This window comes from Enterococcus sp. AZ071, assembly GCF_050499065.1.
In the GTDB taxonomy this organism is placed as follows: Bacteria; Bacillota; Bacilli; order Lactobacillales; family Enterococcaceae; genus Enterococcus_A; species Enterococcus_A ferrettii.
This window is the reverse complement of record NZ_JBIPAS010000002.1, coordinates 302709-321777: the sequence shown is the minus strand read 5'-3', so window position 1 is coordinate 321777 and position 19069 is coordinate 302709. Positions and strand designations below refer to the sequence as shown.

The window sequence follows — 19069 nt, the reverse complement described above, 5'->3', positions numbered from 1 at the left end:
AACATTGACAAAACAGTTTAGTAAACATTAAAGTAAACAAATAAGGAAAATTATTTTGTTTACTGAGCGGAGGAGAAAGAATGTCACAAGAATTAATTACCTTTAATAAAGAGCAACAAGTCTTTCATTTATCTAATGGTGAAATCTCTTACATTATGAAAATTGAGGCTGACAATGTATTAAGTCATATTTATTTTGGCAAAATAGTCACAAGCTATGGAGACTATAAAAACTATCCTCATCGAGACCGTGGTTTTTCCGGCAATGTACCAGGGCATCCTGACCGGACCTATTCTAAAGACACGCTGCCGCAAGAGTTTTCTAGTCATGGTTCTATGGACTATCGAATTCCTGCTTCAATCATTCGACGAGAAAATGGCTCTAATCTGCATGATTTTCGATATTTTAATCATTTCATTGATGAAGGCAAGCCTGCTTTAGCAGGGTTACCAGCGGCCTATGTAACTGAGGATGAGGAAGCAAGCACTTTAACAATTATCCTAAAGGATCGTGATCAAGAAATCTATGTGGATCTTTTGTTTACAATTTATCGCGATCGTGCGGTTATCGCACGTTCAACTAAAGTCAGAAACAGACTGGAAACGGCAATCAACATTGAAAGAATCGCTTCGATGCAGTTGGATTTGACCAACAACGGAATGTATCAGGAGGTGATTTCGCTGCCGGGAGCTCATGTTAGGGAGCGCCAAATCTCTCGTAAAGAAATTTCAACAGGAATTCAAACTTTTGAAAGTCGTCGTGGGGCATCTAGTCATCATATGAATAGCTTTGTAGCGATTGCTGGAAGAGATACTAATGAGTTTACTGGTGAAGTAATTGGGTTTAACTTTGTTTATTCCGGCAACCATGCCTTTGAATTGGAGAAAGACCAGATTGATCAGTTACGGATTATAGCGGGAATCAATCCCTATAATTTTTCTTGGGAACTAAAGCCGAAGCAAGAATTTCAAACCCCAGAGGTCTTGATAGTCTATTCAGATAGAGGTCTTAATAAAATGAGTGATACGTATCATCATCTGTTGCGAGAGCGAGTGGCGCGTGGACATCATCAATACCAGGAGCGTCCGATTTTAGTTAACAATTGGGAAGCCACGTATTTTGATTTTACTAGCCAAAAGGTTGAAGAGATCGTCGACGAAGCGTCCGACTTAGGGATTGAAATGTTTGTACTGGATGATGGATGGTTTGGTAAGCGCAGCTCCGATAATTCTTCTTTAGGGGATTGGTTTGAGTTTGATGGCAAGTTGGAAAATGGTTTGAAAGGTGTTGCTGACTACGTACATCAAAAAGGCCTGAAATTCGGTTTGTGGTTTGAACCGGAAATGATTTCAATTGATTCAGAACTTTACCGTGAGCATCCTGATTTCTTAATGACCGAGCCTGGAAGGATTCCCTCTTCCTCAAGAGATCAGCATTTATTGGATATGGGACGTAAAGAAGTACGAGAGTATATTCAAGTCCAAATGGAGAAAATTTTGGATAAGGTAGAAATTGACTACATTAAATGGGATATGAATCGCAGTATGTCGGATGCTTATTCTTTAACCCTCTCGTCAACTAACCAAGGGGAAACAGCACATCGCTATATCCTAGGTGTGTATGAATTGATGGAGAATCTAACTAAGAAATATCCGAACATTTTGTGGGAAGGCTGCTCCGGCGGCGGCGGCCGTTTCGACGCTGGTTTTTTGTACTACATGCCGCAATCATGGGCCAGTGACAATACTGATGCTGTCGAACGATTGAAGATTCAATATGGTACCAGCCTAGCCTATCCAACCTCGGCAATTACAGCACACGTTTCAGCGGTGCCAAATCATCAAACAGGCCGGATTACGTCATTGAAGACTCGTGCGGATGTCGCAATGTGCGGTGTGTTCGGATACGAATTAGACTTAACTTTGATGAGTGAGGAAGAAAAGCTTCAGGTGAAGGAGCAGGTGACTTATTACCAAGAAATCAGACAGCTGGTGCAATTTGGCAATTTTATCCGTTTACAAAGTCCTTTTGAGGGTAATTTGGCTTCCTGGATGTTCGTTTCAGAAGAGCAAGACGAAGCGTTGTTGTTCATTGGAAGGGTATTGGCAAATGCTCAGCCTGTCTTCAATGAAGTTCGTTTAGCAGGCTTGGATGAGAAAGGGTTATATGAGGATACAGAGTCAGGTGCAGTTTACTCGGGTTCGGAGTTGATGAATATCGGCTTGTACTACCCAGATTTCTTTGGCGATTTTCAAACACAGCTGATTCATTTGAAAAGAAAGTAGGATAAAAAAATGGTTAAGAAGAATTCGGTAATCACGCAAATTTCAATTTTAGCAATTTCCATGCTGTTAACTAGCGCTACAGCCATCAATGGTGCATTGCCTCAGATGAAGAACAGCCTAGGAATGACCACGACTCAAGGAGAATTGGTTGCGACTGTTCCGGCGTTGGCAGTAGTGATCTTTGTGGTTCTGTCTAGTTTTATCGCCCAAAAGATTGGGGTGAAAAAGACCGTACAGCTGGGTTTACTATTGGTAGGAATAGGTGGTGTTGTTCCGATCTTCTTAACTAGCTACCCGCTGATTATTGTTAGCCGTTTTGTGCTGGGAGCGGGCTTTGGTTTGTTTAATTCATTGGCAGTTTCTATTATCAATCTGCTTTATAAGAATGAGCCTAACAAACGAGCTGCTTTGCTGGGGTTCCGAGGGTCAGCTGAAAATATCGGTAGTGCAATGATGACGCTTGTGGCGGGTTTGCTTTTAGCGTTTGGCTGGAAGTTGTCCTTTGGTGTTTATTTGTTGGCATTTCCGATTTTGATAATGTTCAGCTTGTTTGTGCCGGAAATTAATGATCAAGATACGGAAGAGGAGATTTCTACTTTAGGCACGGAGGAAATTACCAGGGTCTTACCTCAAGTCTACTTGCTTTCGATGTTTGCTTTGTTTTTGGTGATGATTTTCGTGGCTATTGGCGTACGGTTTCCAGCAATGGTGGCTTCTTTAAAAGGAGATAGCTACAATGCTTCTAACTTTTTGGCTGTAATGCCAATTATTGGTATTCTGACGGGTGCTACCTTTGGTTTTGTTAATCGCTTATTTGGTGAGAAATGCTTGTACATCGGTCTTGGTTTGCTAGCGTTGTCGACTATTCTTATTGGTAATTCGGAGGATAATTTTCGGCTGCTGTTGGTAGGCTATTTTATCAGTGGAATTCCGGGAAGCCTTATTTTTCCCTTCATTTACAATTCGCTGAATAAATACGCTCCTTCCAGTAAAATGAACTATGCTACTTCGATTATTTTAATTGGTTGCAATCTAGGGAATTTCGTGGCTCCTTTTGGCTTAAGAATTTTGCAAACGGCTTCTGGCTCATCTAGTATTTTTGCTCCTTTCAAAATTTTATTTGGACTGGTTTTAGTGGTATTGGTAATTCTATGGGTAAATAATACCGATCATTTCCAAAAACGGATGATTGGCGGTAAAATAGTAAACTCAAAATAGGGTGCTAAGCATGGCGAAACTTTGACTTATCAGCAATCATGTATTATTGTTAAAGTAAAAATTCATGAGGTATTGATAATATGGTAGGTATTCGCGACGTTGCACGAAGAGCTCAGGTGAGTCCTGGAACCGTATCGAGAGTGCTAAATTCTGATGAAACCCTTTCGGTCACGGATTCCACGAAAGAGAGAATATATCAAGCAGCACAAGAGCTAAATTATGACATCAAGAAAAGAAAATATAACCGGGCTAAGACGACCACGATAGGCTTGGTTTCTACAATTACGCGTCAACGAGAAATTGATGACCCGTACTTTAGCGAGCTGCGGCTGAGTATGGAGGAAGAATGCAAAAAACGTCATTTCAATTTAGAACAGTATGCCCTTGCGGATGTTTTCAAGAAGTCTAAGTTAATCAGTAATTTGGATGCTTTGGTGGTGTTAGGTACCATTGAAAAGGGATCAATTGAGAAGCTGCTTGACCATAATTGTAATATTATTCTGTTAGACAATCCAGATATCGATTTGTCTGTCGATTTGGTGTTCACTGATTTTTCTAAAGTGACTAAGAAGGTTCTGTCCCTATTTGTTGCGGCCGGGCATAAGGAGATTGCTTATATTGGTGGTTATAATATAGACATTGACGAGCAGGGGAATGAAGTTGCCGACGAAAATGAGAAACGGTTGAAGGCTTACAAGGAATTTATGAACGAGCAAGGTCTATCTGATAAAATTTCTTACAAATTAGGAGAATGGGAACCATTGGAAGGCAAACGAATGGCTGATGAGCTGTTGGCAGAAAGAGCAGATAATTTTCCGACAGCGTTATTAGTTGGAAGTGACCCGCTGTCAGTGGGTGTTTACCGAGCGATACAATCAGCAGGAAAAACGATTGGCCGCGACGTAGTTGTTTCCAGTTATGATGATATTGAAATTGCGGAGTTTTTGACTCCCAATTTGACGACGGTAAAGGTCAATGCTAAAGAATTGGGCAAGGCAGCAGTCCGATTAGCGAATGAAAAAATTCAAAAAGAACGGGAAGTGAACGTTACACTATCATTCCCGGCAAAATTGATTATCCGAGAAAGCTTTGTACCGAAGGAAAATTAATTATTATTGGGCAGTTAAGTTTGGACACTTAACTGCTTTTTTTCATGGAATGGATTACCAATTGTTTTGTTTGCAATGACGGGGTTTTAAAGGAAAACATTTAAAAAAATATTGACTTTTTACTCAATAAACGATAATCTTAAAAAGCGGAAAACACTTGGATAAACATTCTGGTAAAAAGGTGTAATCATTTTTTGTATGTTCATTGATTAAGGATTTTAGCTTTTTCTTGAATTGAAACCGATTACTTTTGTTTAGTATGGATTAGGTGTTTTCTTGTTGGAAAGACTAAGCAGTGTAAAGGTAGAAAAAATAATGGAGTGGATGAAATGTATCAAGCAAACAGCGAAAGATATATGCAAATGCAGTATAATCGTGTAGGAAATTCAGGGCTTAAATTGCCAGCATTGTCGTTAGGATTGTGGCATAATTTTGGGGACACTGACTATTTTCAGAATCAAAAGGAAATTGTATTGGGAGCTTTTGATCTAGGTATAACACATTTCGATTTGGCGAACAACTATGGTCCCCCAGCTGGTTCCGCCGAAATAAATTTTGGTCGAATGATGAAAGAAGAACTTGGAGCTTACCGTGACGAATTGATTATTTCGTCTAAAGCAGGATATTACATGTGGGAAGGCCCTTATGGTGAATGGGGTTCAAAGAAAAATATTATTGCCAGCTGTGATCAAAGCTTGAAGCGGGTAGGAGTCGAGTATTTTGACATTTTCTACCATCATAGACCTGATTATGAAACGCCGCTGGAAGAAACAGCTCGTGCTTTGGATCTGTTGGTTCATCAAGGGAAAGCTCTTTATATCGGAGTGTCCAATTATGATGCTCAGCGGACATTGGAGATTTCGAAGATCTTCAAACAGTTAGGAACGCCGTTCATTATTCATCAGCCGAACTACAATATGTTTGATCGATGGATTGAGGATGAATTGGTGGACGTGTTAGAAAACGAGGGGATTGGTGCGATTGTTTACAGTCCGCTTGCTCAAGGTTTATTGACCAATAAGTATTTACATGGAATTCCAGAACATTCACGGGCCAGCCGTTCAGACAGTCCTTTCCTTAACGAGGAAAAGGTCGAGAAAACATTGGCTTCGGTAGCTAGACTGAATGAATTGGCTGAGAGCCGAGGTCAAACTTTGGCAGAAATGGCTTTGGCGTGGAATATGCGCTTAAAGTCGGTGGCTAGTGTCATCGTGGGAGCTAGCAGTTTGAAGCAATTAGAGTCAAACGTTAAATGCTTGGGAAATGTTAACTTTACGGAACAAGAATTGCAAACAATTGAACAGCTATTGAAAGATTAAAAGAGAATTCGCAAGACAGGAAAGGGGGAGAAAAAATGGTTGGGATTAGAGATGTTGCGAAAAAAGCCGGTGTATCTCCCGGAACTGTTTCGCGGGTTTTAAACGCAGATGCTTCATTGACAGTCACGAAAGAAACACGTCAAAAAATCATGGCTGCAGTGGAGTTTTACGGGTATGAGAAAAAGGAACGATCCAAGCGAGTGGTGGCAACGATCGGAATTGTTACTTCAGTTACGAAAATCAATGAATGGGATGATCCTTATTTCCGCAACATACGCATTGGTATGGAAAAGGAAGCGAAACGAGCGCATCTACGCATCGAAAATGTCTATCGATTACCGCAAAATCCTAAGCTGGAGGGGATCGACAAGCTGGGAGCTGTGCTAGTGATTGGACAGGTAGAAGAACAGCTGCTGGAGGAGATTTACAGTAAAAACAGGAATGTTGTTATTATTGATGATGCTAAGGTCTCAAAAAAGTTTGATACCGTCTATTCCGATTTAGAGGAAGCGACTGAGTCACATCTGGATCGGATATATCAAAAAGGGCATCGAAATATCGCCTTTATCGGCGGTTTCAGAAGGATTCGCAGCAACAATGGTAGTGAAATTATCAAATATGATGATATTCGTCATTTGACCTATTTGAACTGGATGAAACGGCAACAGCTGGGAGAATATTCAGCGGCTTTTGTTGGCGATTGGACGACGATTGAAGGGATGCGCCTAGGACAAGAATTCATAGCTGCGTATCAGAACAAAGAGCTGCCGACAGCTATTGTTGTTGGTAGTGATCCGATGGCTGTAGGTGTTTATCGTGCGCTGCAGGAAAAAAGCATTCGCATTCCTGAGGACATTTCGATTGTCAGCTATGACAATATTGAGGTTGCTGAATTCTTAACGCCCTCTTTGAGCACTATCAATATTGAAACTGAAGAAATTGGTTCCCTTAGTGTACGGATGGCGGCAGAAAAAATCGAAGGAGTTCGTTGTGCTCCAGTTCGGATTAATGTACCAGGAACGATTATTGTTCGAGAAAGTGAACAAGTACGCAACTAAAATAATAAACATACTAAATTTAGTCTAGAAATCTTTTCTAGGCTTTTTTTGCGTAGGTTAGTGTTTACTGCTGTTTACTTATTCTTAACGAAGTTCTTTATAATTCCATTATTCCTTATACTTGTTTACTGACACGGGGGTAAAAATCTTGTGAAGCGTTTTGTAAGATTTGAATGCCTTTATAATAGCGATTTTAAAGCTTTTTAGAAAACGAAGTGAAAAAAACATTGACTTTTTGTTTGATAAACGTTAATCTAAAAACACAAGAAAACAATAGACAAAACAATAATAAAAAAGAAGGTTGTTTAGTAATGGATATGAAAAAAGTGATTGTAAGTGGTTTGGCTTTGATTAGTACTGGTGTAATGTTAAGCGCTTGCGGTAATAGCGGAGGATCTAGTTCTAATGGAAAAACAGAGATTGAGTTTTATAATCAAAAAAAGGAAATGCAAAGTACTTTAGATGAAATCATTAAAGACTTTGAAAAGGAAAATCCAGACATCAAGGTAAACTTTACCAATGTACCTGATGGAGCAACCGTGCTGAAAACGCGAATATCTAGCGATGATGCTCCAGATGTTATCAACGTTTATCCTCAAAACAATGATTTTCAGGAATGGGCAAAAGATGGCGTTTTTAAGGATTTAACTGAAAACGATTACTTGAAGAATTTGAAAGAAGGAACTGCTGAAACCTACGCGATTAATGATAAAATTTACTCGGTACCATTAACCAGCAATGCTTGGGGTTTCTTTTACAATAAAGATAAATTTGAAGAGTTAGGCTTAGAAACACCAAAAACTTGGGCTGAGTTTGAAGAGCTGGTTGCTGATATCAAAGAGAAAAAGGAAACACCTTTTGCTTTATCGTTAACTCAAACAGATGCTTGGACGTTAAACGGTTATCATCAATTGGCTTGGGCAACTACGGATGGTGGTTTTGATGGTGCCAACAATGCATTGGTACACAGTCCTAAGGGAGCAATCAAAACTTCCAATGCAGATTTCAAAAATGTCACAAAAGAGCTTGATTTACTACGAGACAACGGGCAAAAAAATGCTTCTGGTGCGACGTATGATGATGCGGTTGCCGCATTTGCTAAGGGAGATGCGTTAATTTTCCCTAACGGAATTTGGGCATTGCCGGCAGTTCAAAATCAGTCGCCTGAGTTTGAAATAGGAATGTTTGCTTATCCTGGACAAAATGAAGGAGAAGAGTTGACGGTTGGAGCGGCTGATTTAGCCTTATCGATAGCTGAAAGCTCAGAGAATAAAGAAGCAGCTGAAAAGTTTGTAGAATACATGACTTCTAAAGAAGCAATGCAAAAATACTATGACGTAAATGGAGCACCAACTTCGGTAACCTCTGTGGATACAGAAGGTAAATTCCCTGAAATGGAAGGTGTCAATCAGTATGTGTTTACTGATCAGCAAATTGTTTGGTTGCAGAAGGAATGGACTTCAGAAGAAACCTTCCATCATATGACTGTTGAATATGTAAACAGCGGAGATAAAGATAAGCTGGCATCCAATCTAAATAATTTCTTCGATACGATGAAATAATCAGGGAGGAAACGAACATGCAAAGAAAAGGATTTTTTAATAAAAGCTGGGCGTACCTATTCGTTATTGTTCCTGTACTTCTGCAAATAGTATTCTTTTATGTTCCGATGCTGCAAGGTTTCTTTTATAGTTTTACTGATTGGACTGGATTAACGTCTAACTATAATATGGTTGGTTTCGCGAATTTTCAGGCGATTCTTTCAGATGAGAAATTTATGAAATCAATTAGCTTCACCATCATCTTCACAATTGGCTTAATTGTCGGGGAAGTTGTTCTAGGAATTGCGATAGCCAGATTTTTGAACCGAAAAATGAAAGGAGTAGGTTTTTTTCGAACAGCCTACTTCTTCCCGGCGGTTCTTAGTACGGTAACTCTCGGCTTGATCTTCAAGCAAGTGTTTAATTACGGGATTCCTCAGCTAGGGGAAGCGTTTGGGATTAAATTTTTGCAGCAAAACCTGATTGCCAATGAGGAAACAGTTTTCTGGGGTGTACTGTTTGTGGCACTGTGGCAAGGTGTGGCCATGCCTATTGTGATTTTTCTGGCTGGCCTGCAGAGTATTCCAGAAGAAATTATTGAGGCGGCATCAATTGATGGGGCCAGCAATTTGCAGATTTTTACAAACATTGAATTGCCCTATTTGCTGCCTTCCTTGAGTATGGTTTTCATTATGGCACTAAAGGGTGGATTAACTGCATTTGATTTGATCTACGCATTGACTGGCGGTGGACCTAGTGATTCAACAACCACCTTAGGCTTGTTAGTTTACAATTATGCCTTCAAAAATAATCAGTATGGTTATGCCAATGCGATTGCGATTGTATTGTTCGTAGCAATTGCGATTATTTCGATAATGCAAATTCGTTTATCCAAACGGTTCGAAATATAAGGAGGAATTCCCATGAAAAGAAAAGGTTCCATTGGTCATTATGTGATACTCATTATTGGGTTCGTCCTAATATTTGTTCCGCTGTTTTTGACCCTGCTAAGTTCCTTTAAAGAAACGAATCAAATTACCGGAAACTTTTTCGGTTTTCCTAATCCATTCACTACAGAGAATTATCAACGACTTATTGCTGATGGGATAGGTCAATATTTCTTCAACTCAGCGCTGATTTCTGTGGTAGCCATTTGCTTAATTACTTTATTTGTTCCTATGGCAGCCTTCTCGATTGCCAGAAATATCAACCGCAAAAAAGCTTTTGCTCTTATGTATTCTTTTTTGATTTTAGGAATTTTTGTTCCCTTTCAGGTAATTATGATTCCGATTACCTCAATGATGACTAAATTGGGATTATCTAATATCGCCGGTTTGATTATTCTGTACTTAGCCTATGCTGTTCCACAAACCTTGTTCCTGTATGTAGGTTACATCAAAACCGCGATTCCGGTAGAATTAGATGAAGCCGCGGAAATTGACGGTTGCGGCAAGTTTAGAATGTATTTCCAAATTGCTTTTCCTTTAATGAAACCAATGCATGCCACGACCTTGATCATTAATGCGTTGTGGGTTTGGAATGACTTCTTGCTGCCATTGCTGATTTTGAATAAGGATTCGTCAAGCTGGACGTTACCATTATTCCAATACAATTACCAAGGGCAATACTTCAGTGATTACGGTCCGTCATTTGCCTCCTATGTAATTGGAATTATCGTGATTTTGATTGTTTACTTGATCTTCCAGAAAAATATCATCTCAGGGATGACTAGCGGCTCAGTGAAATAATTTTCAAATTAGACTTGATTGGTTGACAACCAGTCAAGTTTTTTTGATTTAATTAGACTTTTTGTATCAAAATGAACCATTGCTTCTCGTGAATCTCCATCCTAGAATAAAGCGAGTCCTCTAAAACATTGAAGTTTTAGAGGGCTTTTTGTGCACAAAAGCTTTAGATCAGGGTACTGCCTGCTATTTAAAAAGGAAAATGGCTCAAACGACTGGAAATTTTTTCAATCACCTTCCGTAGTTTAACATAGAGACTGCTAGCTTATTTTACGAGGCGTTTCGGTTAATTTTTAATGAAAGGGGTGATTTTAGCAGAAAAGTAGTTCATCACAATTTGGAAAATAGAGCGTTTTCATATTGTGATGAACTCTCAAAAACGACCTTTTTTTTCAGTTAAGATAATTAGTGTAAGAGGTGCTTAAAAATGAAGAGTTCACAAATTCAGATTATTCAAGAATGTGTTCAGCAGTCCAAAATTTCAGTCAAGGACTTGTTAAGTCGTCAGGTTATCTCACGATGCACATTGAAAAAGGATGTTGAGGAAATCAATACAGTATTGCAGGCCAAACTGAAGTTGGATGAACGGAAAATCTATGTTTCTGATCAGGATCGCAACATTTGTTACAAATATTTGAAAAAGCATAATATCAAAATTCTGCCCTATTACGATGCAGAGAATCGTCAGCAATTGTTGTTTTTGCATATGTCTTTGAGTGAACTGGACCTTAATTTGCAGGAGCTGGCGGATCAACTTTTGGTGAGTAAGAACACTGCCTTAACTGATGTAAAACGGCTACGGGAGGCGTTAACGACTCAAGGGATCTTGATCAACTATTCGCGCAAAATTGGTTATACGATTGAAGGGCCGGAGTTTTCGATTCGTAATGAAATTGTTAATTCGCTGCGAGGCTTATTGCGTAAATCCTTTAGCCGCTATCTGTTATTGGAGGCAGGTTATACCAGTAATAGTGAAATTGTGCTATTAAAGAATCGGCTCCTGAAAATTCAATCACAGGTCAAAATGACTTTTACTGAAGAAAGTCTGGAGGAATTGCCGATTCTGCTAAGTACGTTGATTAAACGAGCTCAGCAGCAGCGCATAAAGTGGCATTTTCCATTTGAAAAATACGATATTGTTAACACCAGCGAGTATCCGACTTATCGGAATGTTTTTCGCGGCATGCCTAATTTAAATGAAAATGACAAGCTGTATATGATTCTTCAAATTTTGTCCTCTACTTTTTTACAGATCAATGATGAGCTTTATGGTAGCGGTGAGGTTGAATCAGCGATTAATGAGTTTGTTTATTTTCTGGAAAATGGTTGTCTGATGCATTTCAAGGATCCGGCAACCTTGAAGGAAAAACTGGCATTGCATTTGAAGCCGGCGATTTTTCGTAGTTTGTTAAGTGTAAATATTCGTAATCCGCTGACTAGAGTAATTATGGAGGAGTACAGTGCACTGTATATGAAGATCAGTGAGGGGATTTCCATGATTGAGAAGAAAATCAGCTGTCATTTCTCAAATGAAGAGAAGGCCTTTATCGCTATGATCGTTATCAGCTCCATGAAGGAAATTGTTCAAGATCAATCCTTTAAGCCTTTTACGGCACTGGTTTTGTGTCGAAGCGGCATGTCGATTTCTAAGCTGCTGCAGGAGAATTTGAAGGAGCTTTTCCCTAACATTGCTTTTGCAGGAACCTACGCAGTGGATGAAATTTCCCAGGCAGAGGTTTTGCCAGATTTCATTTTCACAACCATTCCGATCGATACGGAGATTACAACCTTTGTTATTCCTTCAGTTTTAGACAAGCAAGCCAAGCAGAAAATTCAGCAGCAGGTAGAAATAGCGATCAATCAGGACATCAAAAAGAAAACCAAGGAGTTGTACGGTTTATTAGATGATCTTTTTCCAGACGGTAACAAGGCCAATGCAGTTAAGCGAATTGAGCAGTTTTACCAAAAGGATACGGGGAATACGGATGAGGAGTGTAATCCCTTTGAATTAAAAATTGAGCAATTTTCTATGATTGAAGCCGATTCCTGGCAAGAGGTTTTCCAGTTTGCCTTTGGAAAACTGCTGGAGAGAGGCAGTGTCAATCAAAGATATGTAGAGCGAACTTTACAGCTGTTTGAAGAGGACTACCCGTTCATGATGATTGCCAAGGATTGTTTTTTACCTCATGCGAAACCGGAAAATGATGTGTTTAAGCCAGATTATCAATTGGTCTTGGTAAAAAATAAGGTGAAATTTGCTGGTGAACGAGAATTAAAAATGATGATCGCTCTGGCACCTTCAAAGCAAAATGAGCATGTGGAATGGCTGCTAAAGATTAATGATGCCTTATTGCAGGAGAAAAATATTCGTCAAATTGAAGAAATTTCAACTATTGAGACTTTTTATGATTTGTTGAAATCTTCTTTTGAGCTAATCAATGAATAGAAGAGGTGAAGATATGGCAGGAATAGAGTTATTTGATGAAAATTTGGTGTTTTTAGAGCCGGAAATATCTTGCAAAACAGATCTTTTTAAATGGTTTGCCGCCTACATGGAGCAGGCAGGCTACGTAAAGGAGAGCTATTATGACAACATTACTTTGCGGGAAAAGGAGTACCCGACCGGATTACAGACTAGCACAGTGGGAGTAGCGATCCCTCACACTGATCCGGAGAATTTGAAAAAACCTTTCATTGCAGTGATTCGGCCTAAAAACAGTATCTCCTTTGAGCCAATGGGTATTGCCGAAGGGTCAATTAACGCCGAACTGATTTTTATGCTAGGAGTTTTGAAAGATGGGCAGCAGGTAACAGCACTACAAAATCTGATGGGGTTATTGTGCAATACAGAAGCGGTAAGTGCATTAATGAGTGTAGAGCAGAAAAAAGAGATTATCAATATTATTAAGGCCAATTTTGGACCGATTGATTAGAAAATGGAGGAATGGAAAATGAAACGAGTAATTGTAGCATGCGGAAGTGGGGTAGCAACTTCACAAACGGTAGCAAGCAAAGTAAGTCGCTTATTAAAGGATCGAGGGGTAGATGCCTATGTAGAGGCAGTTGATCTGAAATCAGTAGACCGTTACATGGATTCGAGTGTGGCTTATATTACTATTACGAAAACTACTAAAGAATACCCGATTCCAGTGATTAACGGCATTGCCTTTTTAACCGGAATGGGGCAGGAAGCAGAGTTACAGAAGCTAATCGAAGTTTGCAAATAAAACGAAAAGGAGCAAGTAAATGGATATCTTAAAAACTGTTATCGATTATTTACTAAGTTTGGGTGCCGCAATTTTCGTTCCAATCATTATTATCATTGCCGGAATTGCAGTGAAGATGAAGATTAAGGACGCTATTAGCGCAGGTATTACGCTGGGAGTGGCATTTACCGGAATGACCATGCTAATCAGCTTTATGACTGGAGCGATTACTCCAGCAGCGGAAGCGATGTTAAAAGCAACCGGGATTTCACTGCCAATTGTTGACGGCGGTTGGACTACCATGTCTACGATTTCTTGGTCCTGGCCTTATGCTTTCTTGATGTTTCCTTTGATGATCGGAATCAATGTGCTAATGCTGGTAATCAATAGAACCAATACCTTTAATGCCGATATTTGGAATGTTTGGGGTAAAATCTTTACAGCTGTAGCTGTGGTGGGAATTACCGGCAACATTTTCTTGGCATTCGCTGTAGCAGCAGTCCAAATTGTTTTCAAGTTAATGAGTGCTGATGCTCATCAACACCGAATCGAAAAACTATCAGGTATCCCTGGGGTGACCTGTACACATAAAATGGTTTTCCTGGCCGCAATTTTCTACCCGATTGACAAAATGCTGAGAAAAATTCCGGCGTTGGATCGTAAGTTTGATGCCGAAACCTTGAAGAGTAAAATCGGTGTTTTTGCAGAAAATCATGTATTAGGATTCTTGTTAGGGATCGTCTTTGGAGTGCTGGCTCGTTATAGTGTGGCTGAAACGTTGACTTTGGCTATTCAGGCAGCTACATCCTTAACCTTGTTCCCAGTAATCACAAAGTATTTCATGCAGGCTTTATCACCAATCTCAGAGGCAGTTAGCGATTTTATGAACAAAAAATTCGAAGGGCGCACACTTCTAGTGGGATTAGACTGGCCGTTTATGGGTGGTTCTAATGAAATCTGGCTAGCAATTATTTTCACCGTTCCAGTGACGCTGCTGTTCTCTATGTTCTTGCCAGGCAATGAGATTTTACCATTTGCTGGAATCATCAACATTTCTATTGCGGTGCCTGCTTATTTGGTAACGAGCGGCAACTTACTGCGAATGATCATTCTTTGTATAATTGGTTCACCAATTTTCTTATGGGTGGGGACAGCTTTTGCCCCATTCATGACCCAACTAGCGAATCAGACAGGGGCAGTAGAATTAGCAGCTGGTCAAATGATTTCTAACAGCTCAATTGATGCGCCAGTCTTTACCTATGCTTTCTCTCATGTCTTCAAATTCTTGGAAGGTAATTTTATTCCAGCGATTATCTTGGTAATTTGGGTGACCAGTTTCGTGTTTTACTATCGGGACTTAATGAAGGAAGCCAAAGCGGACAAAGGTGAGAGCGAAATTAATGGTACCGAAGAAATTGCTTAAAAAGAGAGGCACACTATGATTTATACAATCACATTAAATCCGGCGATTGATCGTTTGATTTTTTTAAAGGGACAGTTGAAAAAACGTAAAAATAATCGAGCACAAAAGGTGTTGTACGATATCGGCGGAAAGGGTACCCACGCTTCTTATGCCATATCAAAATTGGGTGTGGAAAATCTGGCTCTGGGTTTTGCCGGAATAATGAATTTGCTGAAATTTCAGCAGGTATTGGATGATAAAGAAATTGCTCATCGATTCATCACAACAGATGGCTCAACGAGAGAAGCAGTTATTCTAATTGATCCAGAAAACCAGGGTTCTACTATGGTAACTGAGCCTAGCTTCACAGTGTCAGCGGTTGACAAAGAGAAGCTGAAGAATTATTTGGCGGTTACATTAACTCCACAAGACATGGTTTTAGTAGCAGGCTCCACACCAGAAGGCTTTGATTTGATCGATTTAGCAGAGCTTTTGCAGTTAATTAAAACTAAAGGGTGTTTTTTAGCCTGCGATTTGTCCAGTGAGGCTTTAAAGCTGGCAATTGATTCAGGCGCCGACTTCATTAAACCTAATGAGTTGGAGCTGCGGGAATTATTGTCAGAAAAGGAAACTATCGAAGAAAAGTTGAATGAAATTTCTGCTAAAGTTGCCGTAATGATTGCTTCTCGAGGTGATCAAGGCAGCATCTGCTATTTTGAAGGGAAACAGTATCAAGTGATCGTTCCGGATGTGAAGGAGGTTAATGATACAGGAGCAGGTGACTGCTTTGTAGGCGCCTTTCTAGCGACTTTTTATCAGACAAGTGATATTGAACAGTCCTTAATGATGGCAAGCGGTTGTGCTGCCAGCAAAGTTCGATATGAAGATAGCTGCTACTTTAATTTAGCAGAAGCCAAAGAACTGAAGAACAAGGTTCGAATTAAACAGCAAAATTAGGAGGAAACTTATGCTATATCAACAGGAAAGAGCGCATTTAGCAAAAATTACCCGCAATGTTTACGAACGATATGGGACCAATGCAGCTGGAGGTAACATCAGTGTACGGCTGAACGAGGATCATGTGATTATGACTCCTACATTAATGTCGCAGAACCATCTATGTGATTTGTCTCCTTATCAGATTTTAGTTGTAGACATGGCTGAAAATATTATTGAAGGAGATGGACGCTTAACGCGAGAGATCAATATGCACATGGCTTGCTACCGCACTAATCGTAAAATCGGCTGTGTCTTACATGGACATGCTCGTGAGTCAATGGTTTTTGCCAGTATGGGACTGCCGATGCCGAATCTGACCGAAGCCACTCAAAAATTTGGTGAGATTCCTTGTCTGCCCTTTGCACCAGCTTGCTCACCCGAACTAGCGGAAATTGTGACAAAGCATGTGGGAAGTTTGGGAGATGATGTGTTGTCCAAGGTGATGTTGTTGAACAAACACGGTGTTCTAGTGTTGGAAGACTCCCTGAATAAGGCTAACGATATGCTGGAGCGTCTGGAATATAATGCTTATATTGCCTATAAAGCGATGATTTATGACAAGCTGGGAATTAATACAATGAGTGAAGAAAAAGAGTTAGCGTATAATATCGAGGAATAGAAAAAACGTTTGGCGAGGAGCGAAGGCTTCTCGCTTTTTTGACTTGTTTAATTAAAATAGGTAAAAAAGTTGGGTAAGTAAACATGAAAGATGAACTTCTAATTAAACTTGTAGTGACAAGGCTCTCAATAGCAACATGATATAATTATTTACAAAATTGTCCATTGCAACGGTCAACTTTGAGTGAAGCGTTTTCTGAAATATCTATTATGATAAGGCTATCAAAGGAAAACAACCAAGCACTAAAACAACTCGTGAACACGAAATTGCTGGCTGTTTTACCCCAACTAAGGAGGAACTATCATGAAATTAGTAGGAGTTGCTGCTTGTACTGTTGGAATTGCCCACACGTATATTGCGCAGGAAAAATTAGAAAATGTCGCGAAAAAGGCTGGATTTGAAATGAAGGTCGAAACGCAAGGAACTATCGGGATTGAAAATGAATTGACCCAAGAGGAAATTGATCTAGCGGATATCGTGATCCTAGCAGTGGATGTTAAAATTGCCAATCGCGAACGTTTTGATGGTAAAAGGGTAATCCAAGTACCAACAGAAGTCGCAGTCAAATCACCAAATAAATTGATCGAAAAAGCTAAGGAAGTTGTTGAACAACAAACGGCATAAAAAGGAGAAATGCAAGATGGAAGTAACTGATATCGTTGATTTGAAAACGGTTAAGACTAATATGAATGCGACAACTAAGGATGAAGCTTTGAGAGATTTAGCTCAGGAATTACTAACAAACAACTACATCTCTGACATTGACGGTTTCATCAAAGACATCTATGCTCGTGAAGCTGAAGGACAAACGGGTATCGGCAATTATATCGCAATTCCTCATGGCAAAAGTGCTTATGTGAATAAGATTGGAGTAGCGATTGGAATTAACCAACAGGAAATACCTTGGGAGTCACTAGATGGCAATGGGGTAAAGGGAATTATTCTGTTTGCAGTTGGTAACAATAATGAAGGAGCAACTAGTCATTTGAAGTTATTGTCATTATTTGCTAGAAAGCTTGGTAATGACGAAGTTGTCGATAACTTGTTGAAATCTTCGAAACCAGAAGAGGTCGTTGCAGCATTTGCTTAAAGGAAAGGAATTCTTCGCATGAAACTAGTAGGAGTAGCCGCTTGTACAGTGGGAATTGCGCACACTTACATTGCCCAAGAAAAATTAGAAAATGCCGCGAAAAAAGCGGGTTTTGAAATGAAGGTTGAAACGCAAGGAACCATAGGGATTGAAAATGAATTAACGCAAGAAGAAATCGACCAAGCAGACATTGTGATTCTAGCGGTGGATGTTAAAATCACCAATCGTGAACGATTTGATGGCAAACGAGTGATTCAGGTTCCAACGGAAGTCGCCGTAAAATCACCCAATAAATTAATTGAAAAAGCTAAAGAAGTTGTTGATCAAGAAAATACAAAATTAGGGTAAAGGGGTAGGACGATGAAAAAAATCAAAGAGTTAAATCTTAAAGGGCACTTATTAACCGCAATTTCTTATTTAATTCCGATTGTCTGTGGCGCAGGGTTTCTAATTGCGATTGGTATGGCATTCGGCGGAACTAGTCAAGGACAGCTGGTTCAAGGAGAATTCTCGATTTGGGATGCACTGGCGACCATGGGTGGCGCAGCTTTAGGACTATTACCGGTAGTTATTTCAACCGGGATTTCATTCTCAATCGGTGGTAAACCAGGAATCGCACCAGGGTTTATCATTGGATTAACGGCGAATGCGATTGGCGCAGGATTTATTGGCGGAATTTTAGGAGGCTATTTAGCAGGTTATCTTGTATTAGCAATTTTAAAATATGTGAAATTACCAAACTGGGCTAAAGGCCTAATGCCAACTCTGGTTATTCCGTTCTTAACCTCAATTATTGGCGGCTTGATAATGGTGTACATAATTGGTGCACCGATTGCGGCCTTGACTTCACTATTGACGAACTTTTTAGATGGACTAGGCAATTCTTCCTTGCTTTTATTCGGCGGTGTGATTGGTTTGCTAAGTGGCATTGATTATGGCGGTCCTATCAATAAGACTGTTTTTGCCTTTGTATTAACTATGCAGGCGGAAGGGCTAAATGGACCAATCACAGCTTTACAGCTAGTCAATACAGCAACACCAATTGGCTTTGGCTTAGCTTACTTTATTGCTAAATTGTTTAGAAAAACTATTTATACTCCTTTAGAAGTTGAAACCTTGAAATCAGCGGTTCCTATGGGTGTTATCAACATCGTTGAAGGCGTTATCCCCTTAGTCATGAATGATATTGTTCGCGGTGTTGCAGCAACTGCTATCGGAGGTTTTGTAGGTGGAGCAACCACTATGATTTTAGGTGCTGATGCGACAGTTCCGTTTGGTGGAATATTAATGATTCCAACCATGAGCAAACCAATGGCCGGTGTAATTGCGATTGTTGTGAATGCAGTTGTTACCGGATTAGTTCTGGCAGTAATTAAAAAAGACGTTTCACAAAAAGTTGATGAAGGTCTAGTAGAGAAAGAAGAAGAAGAGATTAATTTGGATGACATTCAAATTTTCTAGAAATAAATAAATGGAAG

18 protein-coding genes are annotated in these 19069 nt (G+C 39.7%); all 18 read left to right on the top strand.

What is annotated here, in order from left to right; translation table 11 throughout:
• Window positions 1-80 precede the first annotated feature (80 nt).
• The 18 genes from IGI49_RS20120 to IGI49_RS20035 all read left to right on the top strand — a co-directional run bounded on the left by IGI49_RS20120 (window position 81) and on the right by IGI49_RS20035 (window position 19052).
• On the top strand, window positions 81-2285 hold the full coding sequence (locus IGI49_RS20120) for an alpha-galactosidase (protein ID WP_429965794.1): 2205 nt from the start codon (window positions 81-83) through the stop codon (window positions 2283-2285).
• 9 nt (window positions 2286-2294) lie between these two features.
• Window positions 2295-3503 (top strand): MFS transporter, encoded by a 1209-nt coding sequence (locus tag IGI49_RS20115; protein WP_429965795.1) that lies wholly within the window; start codon window positions 2295-2297, stop codon window positions 3501-3503.
• 80 nt (window positions 3504-3583) lie between these two features.
• The gene (locus tag IGI49_RS20110) at window positions 3584-4612 is read left to right on the top strand and encodes a LacI family DNA-binding transcriptional regulator (protein ID WP_429965796.1); all 1029 of its coding nucleotides are present in this window, start codon (window positions 3584-3586) and stop codon (window positions 4610-4612) included.
• Window positions 4613-4941: 329 nt separating this feature from the next.
• Window positions 4942-5931, top strand: a complete 990-nt coding sequence (locus IGI49_RS20105; RefSeq protein ID WP_207701923.1) for an aldo/keto reductase — start codon at window positions 4942-4944, stop codon at window positions 5929-5931.
• Window positions 5932-5966: 35 nt separating this feature from the next.
• A complete protein-coding gene (locus IGI49_RS20100; RefSeq protein ID WP_429965797.1) occupies window positions 5967-6989 on the top strand; it encodes a LacI family DNA-binding transcriptional regulator in 1023 nt (340 codons plus the stop codon).
• Between the two features lie 311 nt (window positions 6990-7300).
• Window positions 7301-8551, top strand: coding sequence for an extracellular solute-binding protein (locus IGI49_RS20095; RefSeq protein WP_429965798.1), 1251 nt, complete (start codon window positions 7301-7303; stop codon window positions 8549-8551).
• A gap of 17 nt (window positions 8552-8568) precedes the next feature.
• A complete protein-coding gene (locus IGI49_RS20090; protein ID WP_207701920.1) occupies window positions 8569-9441 on the top strand; it encodes a carbohydrate ABC transporter permease in 873 nt (290 codons plus the stop codon).
• A 12-nt stretch (window positions 9442-9453) separates the two neighbouring features.
• Window positions 9454-10278 (top strand): carbohydrate ABC transporter permease, encoded by an 825-nt coding sequence (locus IGI49_RS20085; protein ID WP_429965799.1) that lies wholly within the window; start codon window positions 9454-9456, stop codon window positions 10276-10278.
• A 424-nt stretch (window positions 10279-10702) separates the two neighbouring features.
• On the top strand, window positions 10703-12721 hold the full coding sequence (locus IGI49_RS20080; RefSeq protein WP_429965800.1) for a BglG family transcription antiterminator: 2019 nt from the start codon (window positions 10703-10705) through the stop codon (window positions 12719-12721).
• A 13-nt stretch (window positions 12722-12734) separates the two neighbouring features.
• On the top strand, window positions 12735-13208 hold the full coding sequence (locus tag IGI49_RS20075) for a PTS sugar transporter subunit IIA (protein WP_429965801.1): 474 nt from the start codon (window positions 12735-12737) through the stop codon (window positions 13206-13208).
• 18 nt (window positions 13209-13226) lie between these two features.
• On the top strand, window positions 13227-13502 hold the full coding sequence (locus IGI49_RS20070; RefSeq protein ID WP_010757553.1) for a PTS sugar transporter subunit IIB: 276 nt from the start codon (window positions 13227-13229) through the stop codon (window positions 13500-13502).
• A gap of 19 nt (window positions 13503-13521) precedes the next feature.
• Complete coding sequence (locus IGI49_RS20065) at window positions 13522-14904, top strand: PTS galactitol transporter subunit IIC (protein WP_429965802.1); 1383 nt, start codon at window positions 13522-13524, stop codon at window positions 14902-14904.
• Between the two features lie 15 nt (window positions 14905-14919).
• A complete protein-coding gene (locus tag IGI49_RS20060; protein WP_429965803.1) occupies window positions 14920-15840 on the top strand; it encodes a 1-phosphofructokinase family hexose kinase in 921 nt (306 codons plus the stop codon).
• 10 nt (window positions 15841-15850) lie between these two features.
• A complete protein-coding gene (locus IGI49_RS20055; protein WP_429965804.1) occupies window positions 15851-16501 on the top strand; it encodes a class II aldolase/adducin family protein in 651 nt (216 codons plus the stop codon).
• Window positions 16502-16804: 303 nt separating this feature from the next.
• Window positions 16805-17125 carry a PTS fructose transporter subunit IIB gene (locus IGI49_RS20050; protein ID WP_429965805.1) on the top strand — a complete coding sequence of 107 codons (321 nt, stop codon included), beginning with the start codon at window positions 16805-16807 and terminating at the stop codon, window positions 17123-17125.
• 16 nt (window positions 17126-17141) lie between these two features.
• The gene (locus tag IGI49_RS20045) at window positions 17142-17591 is read left to right on the top strand and encodes a PTS sugar transporter subunit IIA (protein ID WP_429965806.1); all 450 of its coding nucleotides are present in this window, start codon (window positions 17142-17144) and stop codon (window positions 17589-17591) included.
• Window positions 17592-17609: 18 nt separating this feature from the next.
• On the top strand, window positions 17610-17939 hold the full coding sequence (locus IGI49_RS20040; RefSeq protein ID WP_429965808.1) for a PTS fructose transporter subunit IIB: 330 nt from the start codon (window positions 17610-17612) through the stop codon (window positions 17937-17939).
• Window positions 17940-17951: 12 nt separating this feature from the next.
• Window positions 17952-19052 carry a PTS fructose transporter subunit IIC gene (locus IGI49_RS20035; protein WP_429965809.1) on the top strand — a complete coding sequence of 367 codons (1101 nt, stop codon included), beginning with the start codon at window positions 17952-17954 and terminating at the stop codon, window positions 19050-19052.
• Window positions 19053-19069: the final 17 nt, after the last annotated feature.

Bases quoted from the DNA above. Each gene is read 5' to 3' on its own strand.
- IGI49_RS20120 (WP_429965794.1), top strand. From the start codon at position 81: ATGTCACAAGAATTAATTACCTTTAATAAAGAGCAACAAGTCTTTCAT.
- IGI49_RS20115 (WP_429965795.1), top strand. From the start codon at position 2,295: ATGGTTAAGAAGAATTCGGTAATCACGCAAATTTCAATTTTAGCAATT.
- IGI49_RS20110 (WP_429965796.1), top strand. From the start codon at position 3,584: ATGGTAGGTATTCGCGACGTTGCACGAAGAGCTCAGGTGAGTCCTGGA.
- IGI49_RS20105 (WP_207701923.1), top strand. From the start codon at position 4,942: ATGTATCAAGCAAACAGCGAAAGATATATGCAAATGCAGTATAATCGT.
- IGI49_RS20100 (WP_429965797.1), top strand. From the start codon at position 5,967: ATGGTTGGGATTAGAGATGTTGCGAAAAAAGCCGGTGTATCTCCCGGA.
- IGI49_RS20095 (WP_429965798.1), top strand. From the start codon at position 7,301: ATGGATATGAAAAAAGTGATTGTAAGTGGTTTGGCTTTGATTAGTACT.
- IGI49_RS20090 (WP_207701920.1), top strand. From the start codon at position 8,569: ATGCAAAGAAAAGGATTTTTTAATAAAAGCTGGGCGTACCTATTCGTT.
- IGI49_RS20085 (WP_429965799.1), top strand. From the start codon at position 9,454: ATGAAAAGAAAAGGTTCCATTGGTCATTATGTGATACTCATTATTGGG.
- IGI49_RS20080 (WP_429965800.1), top strand. From the start codon at position 10,703: ATGAAGAGTTCACAAATTCAGATTATTCAAGAATGTGTTCAGCAGTCC.
- IGI49_RS20075 (WP_429965801.1), top strand. From the start codon at position 12,735: ATGGCAGGAATAGAGTTATTTGATGAAAATTTGGTGTTTTTAGAGCCG.
- IGI49_RS20070 (WP_010757553.1), top strand. From the start codon at position 13,227: ATGAAACGAGTAATTGTAGCATGCGGAAGTGGGGTAGCAACTTCACAA.
- IGI49_RS20065 (WP_429965802.1), top strand. From the start codon at position 13,522: ATGGATATCTTAAAAACTGTTATCGATTATTTACTAAGTTTGGGTGCC.
- IGI49_RS20060 (WP_429965803.1), top strand. From the start codon at position 14,920: ATGATTTATACAATCACATTAAATCCGGCGATTGATCGTTTGATTTTT.
- IGI49_RS20055 (WP_429965804.1), top strand. From the start codon at position 15,851: ATGCTATATCAACAGGAAAGAGCGCATTTAGCAAAAATTACCCGCAAT.
- IGI49_RS20050 (WP_429965805.1), top strand. From the start codon at position 16,805: ATGAAATTAGTAGGAGTTGCTGCTTGTACTGTTGGAATTGCCCACACG.
- IGI49_RS20045 (WP_429965806.1), top strand. From the start codon at position 17,142: ATGGAAGTAACTGATATCGTTGATTTGAAAACGGTTAAGACTAATATG.
- IGI49_RS20040 (WP_429965808.1), top strand. From the start codon at position 17,610: ATGAAACTAGTAGGAGTAGCCGCTTGTACAGTGGGAATTGCGCACACT.
- IGI49_RS20035 (WP_429965809.1), top strand. From the start codon at position 17,952: ATGAAAAAAATCAAAGAGTTAAATCTTAAAGGGCACTTATTAACCGCA.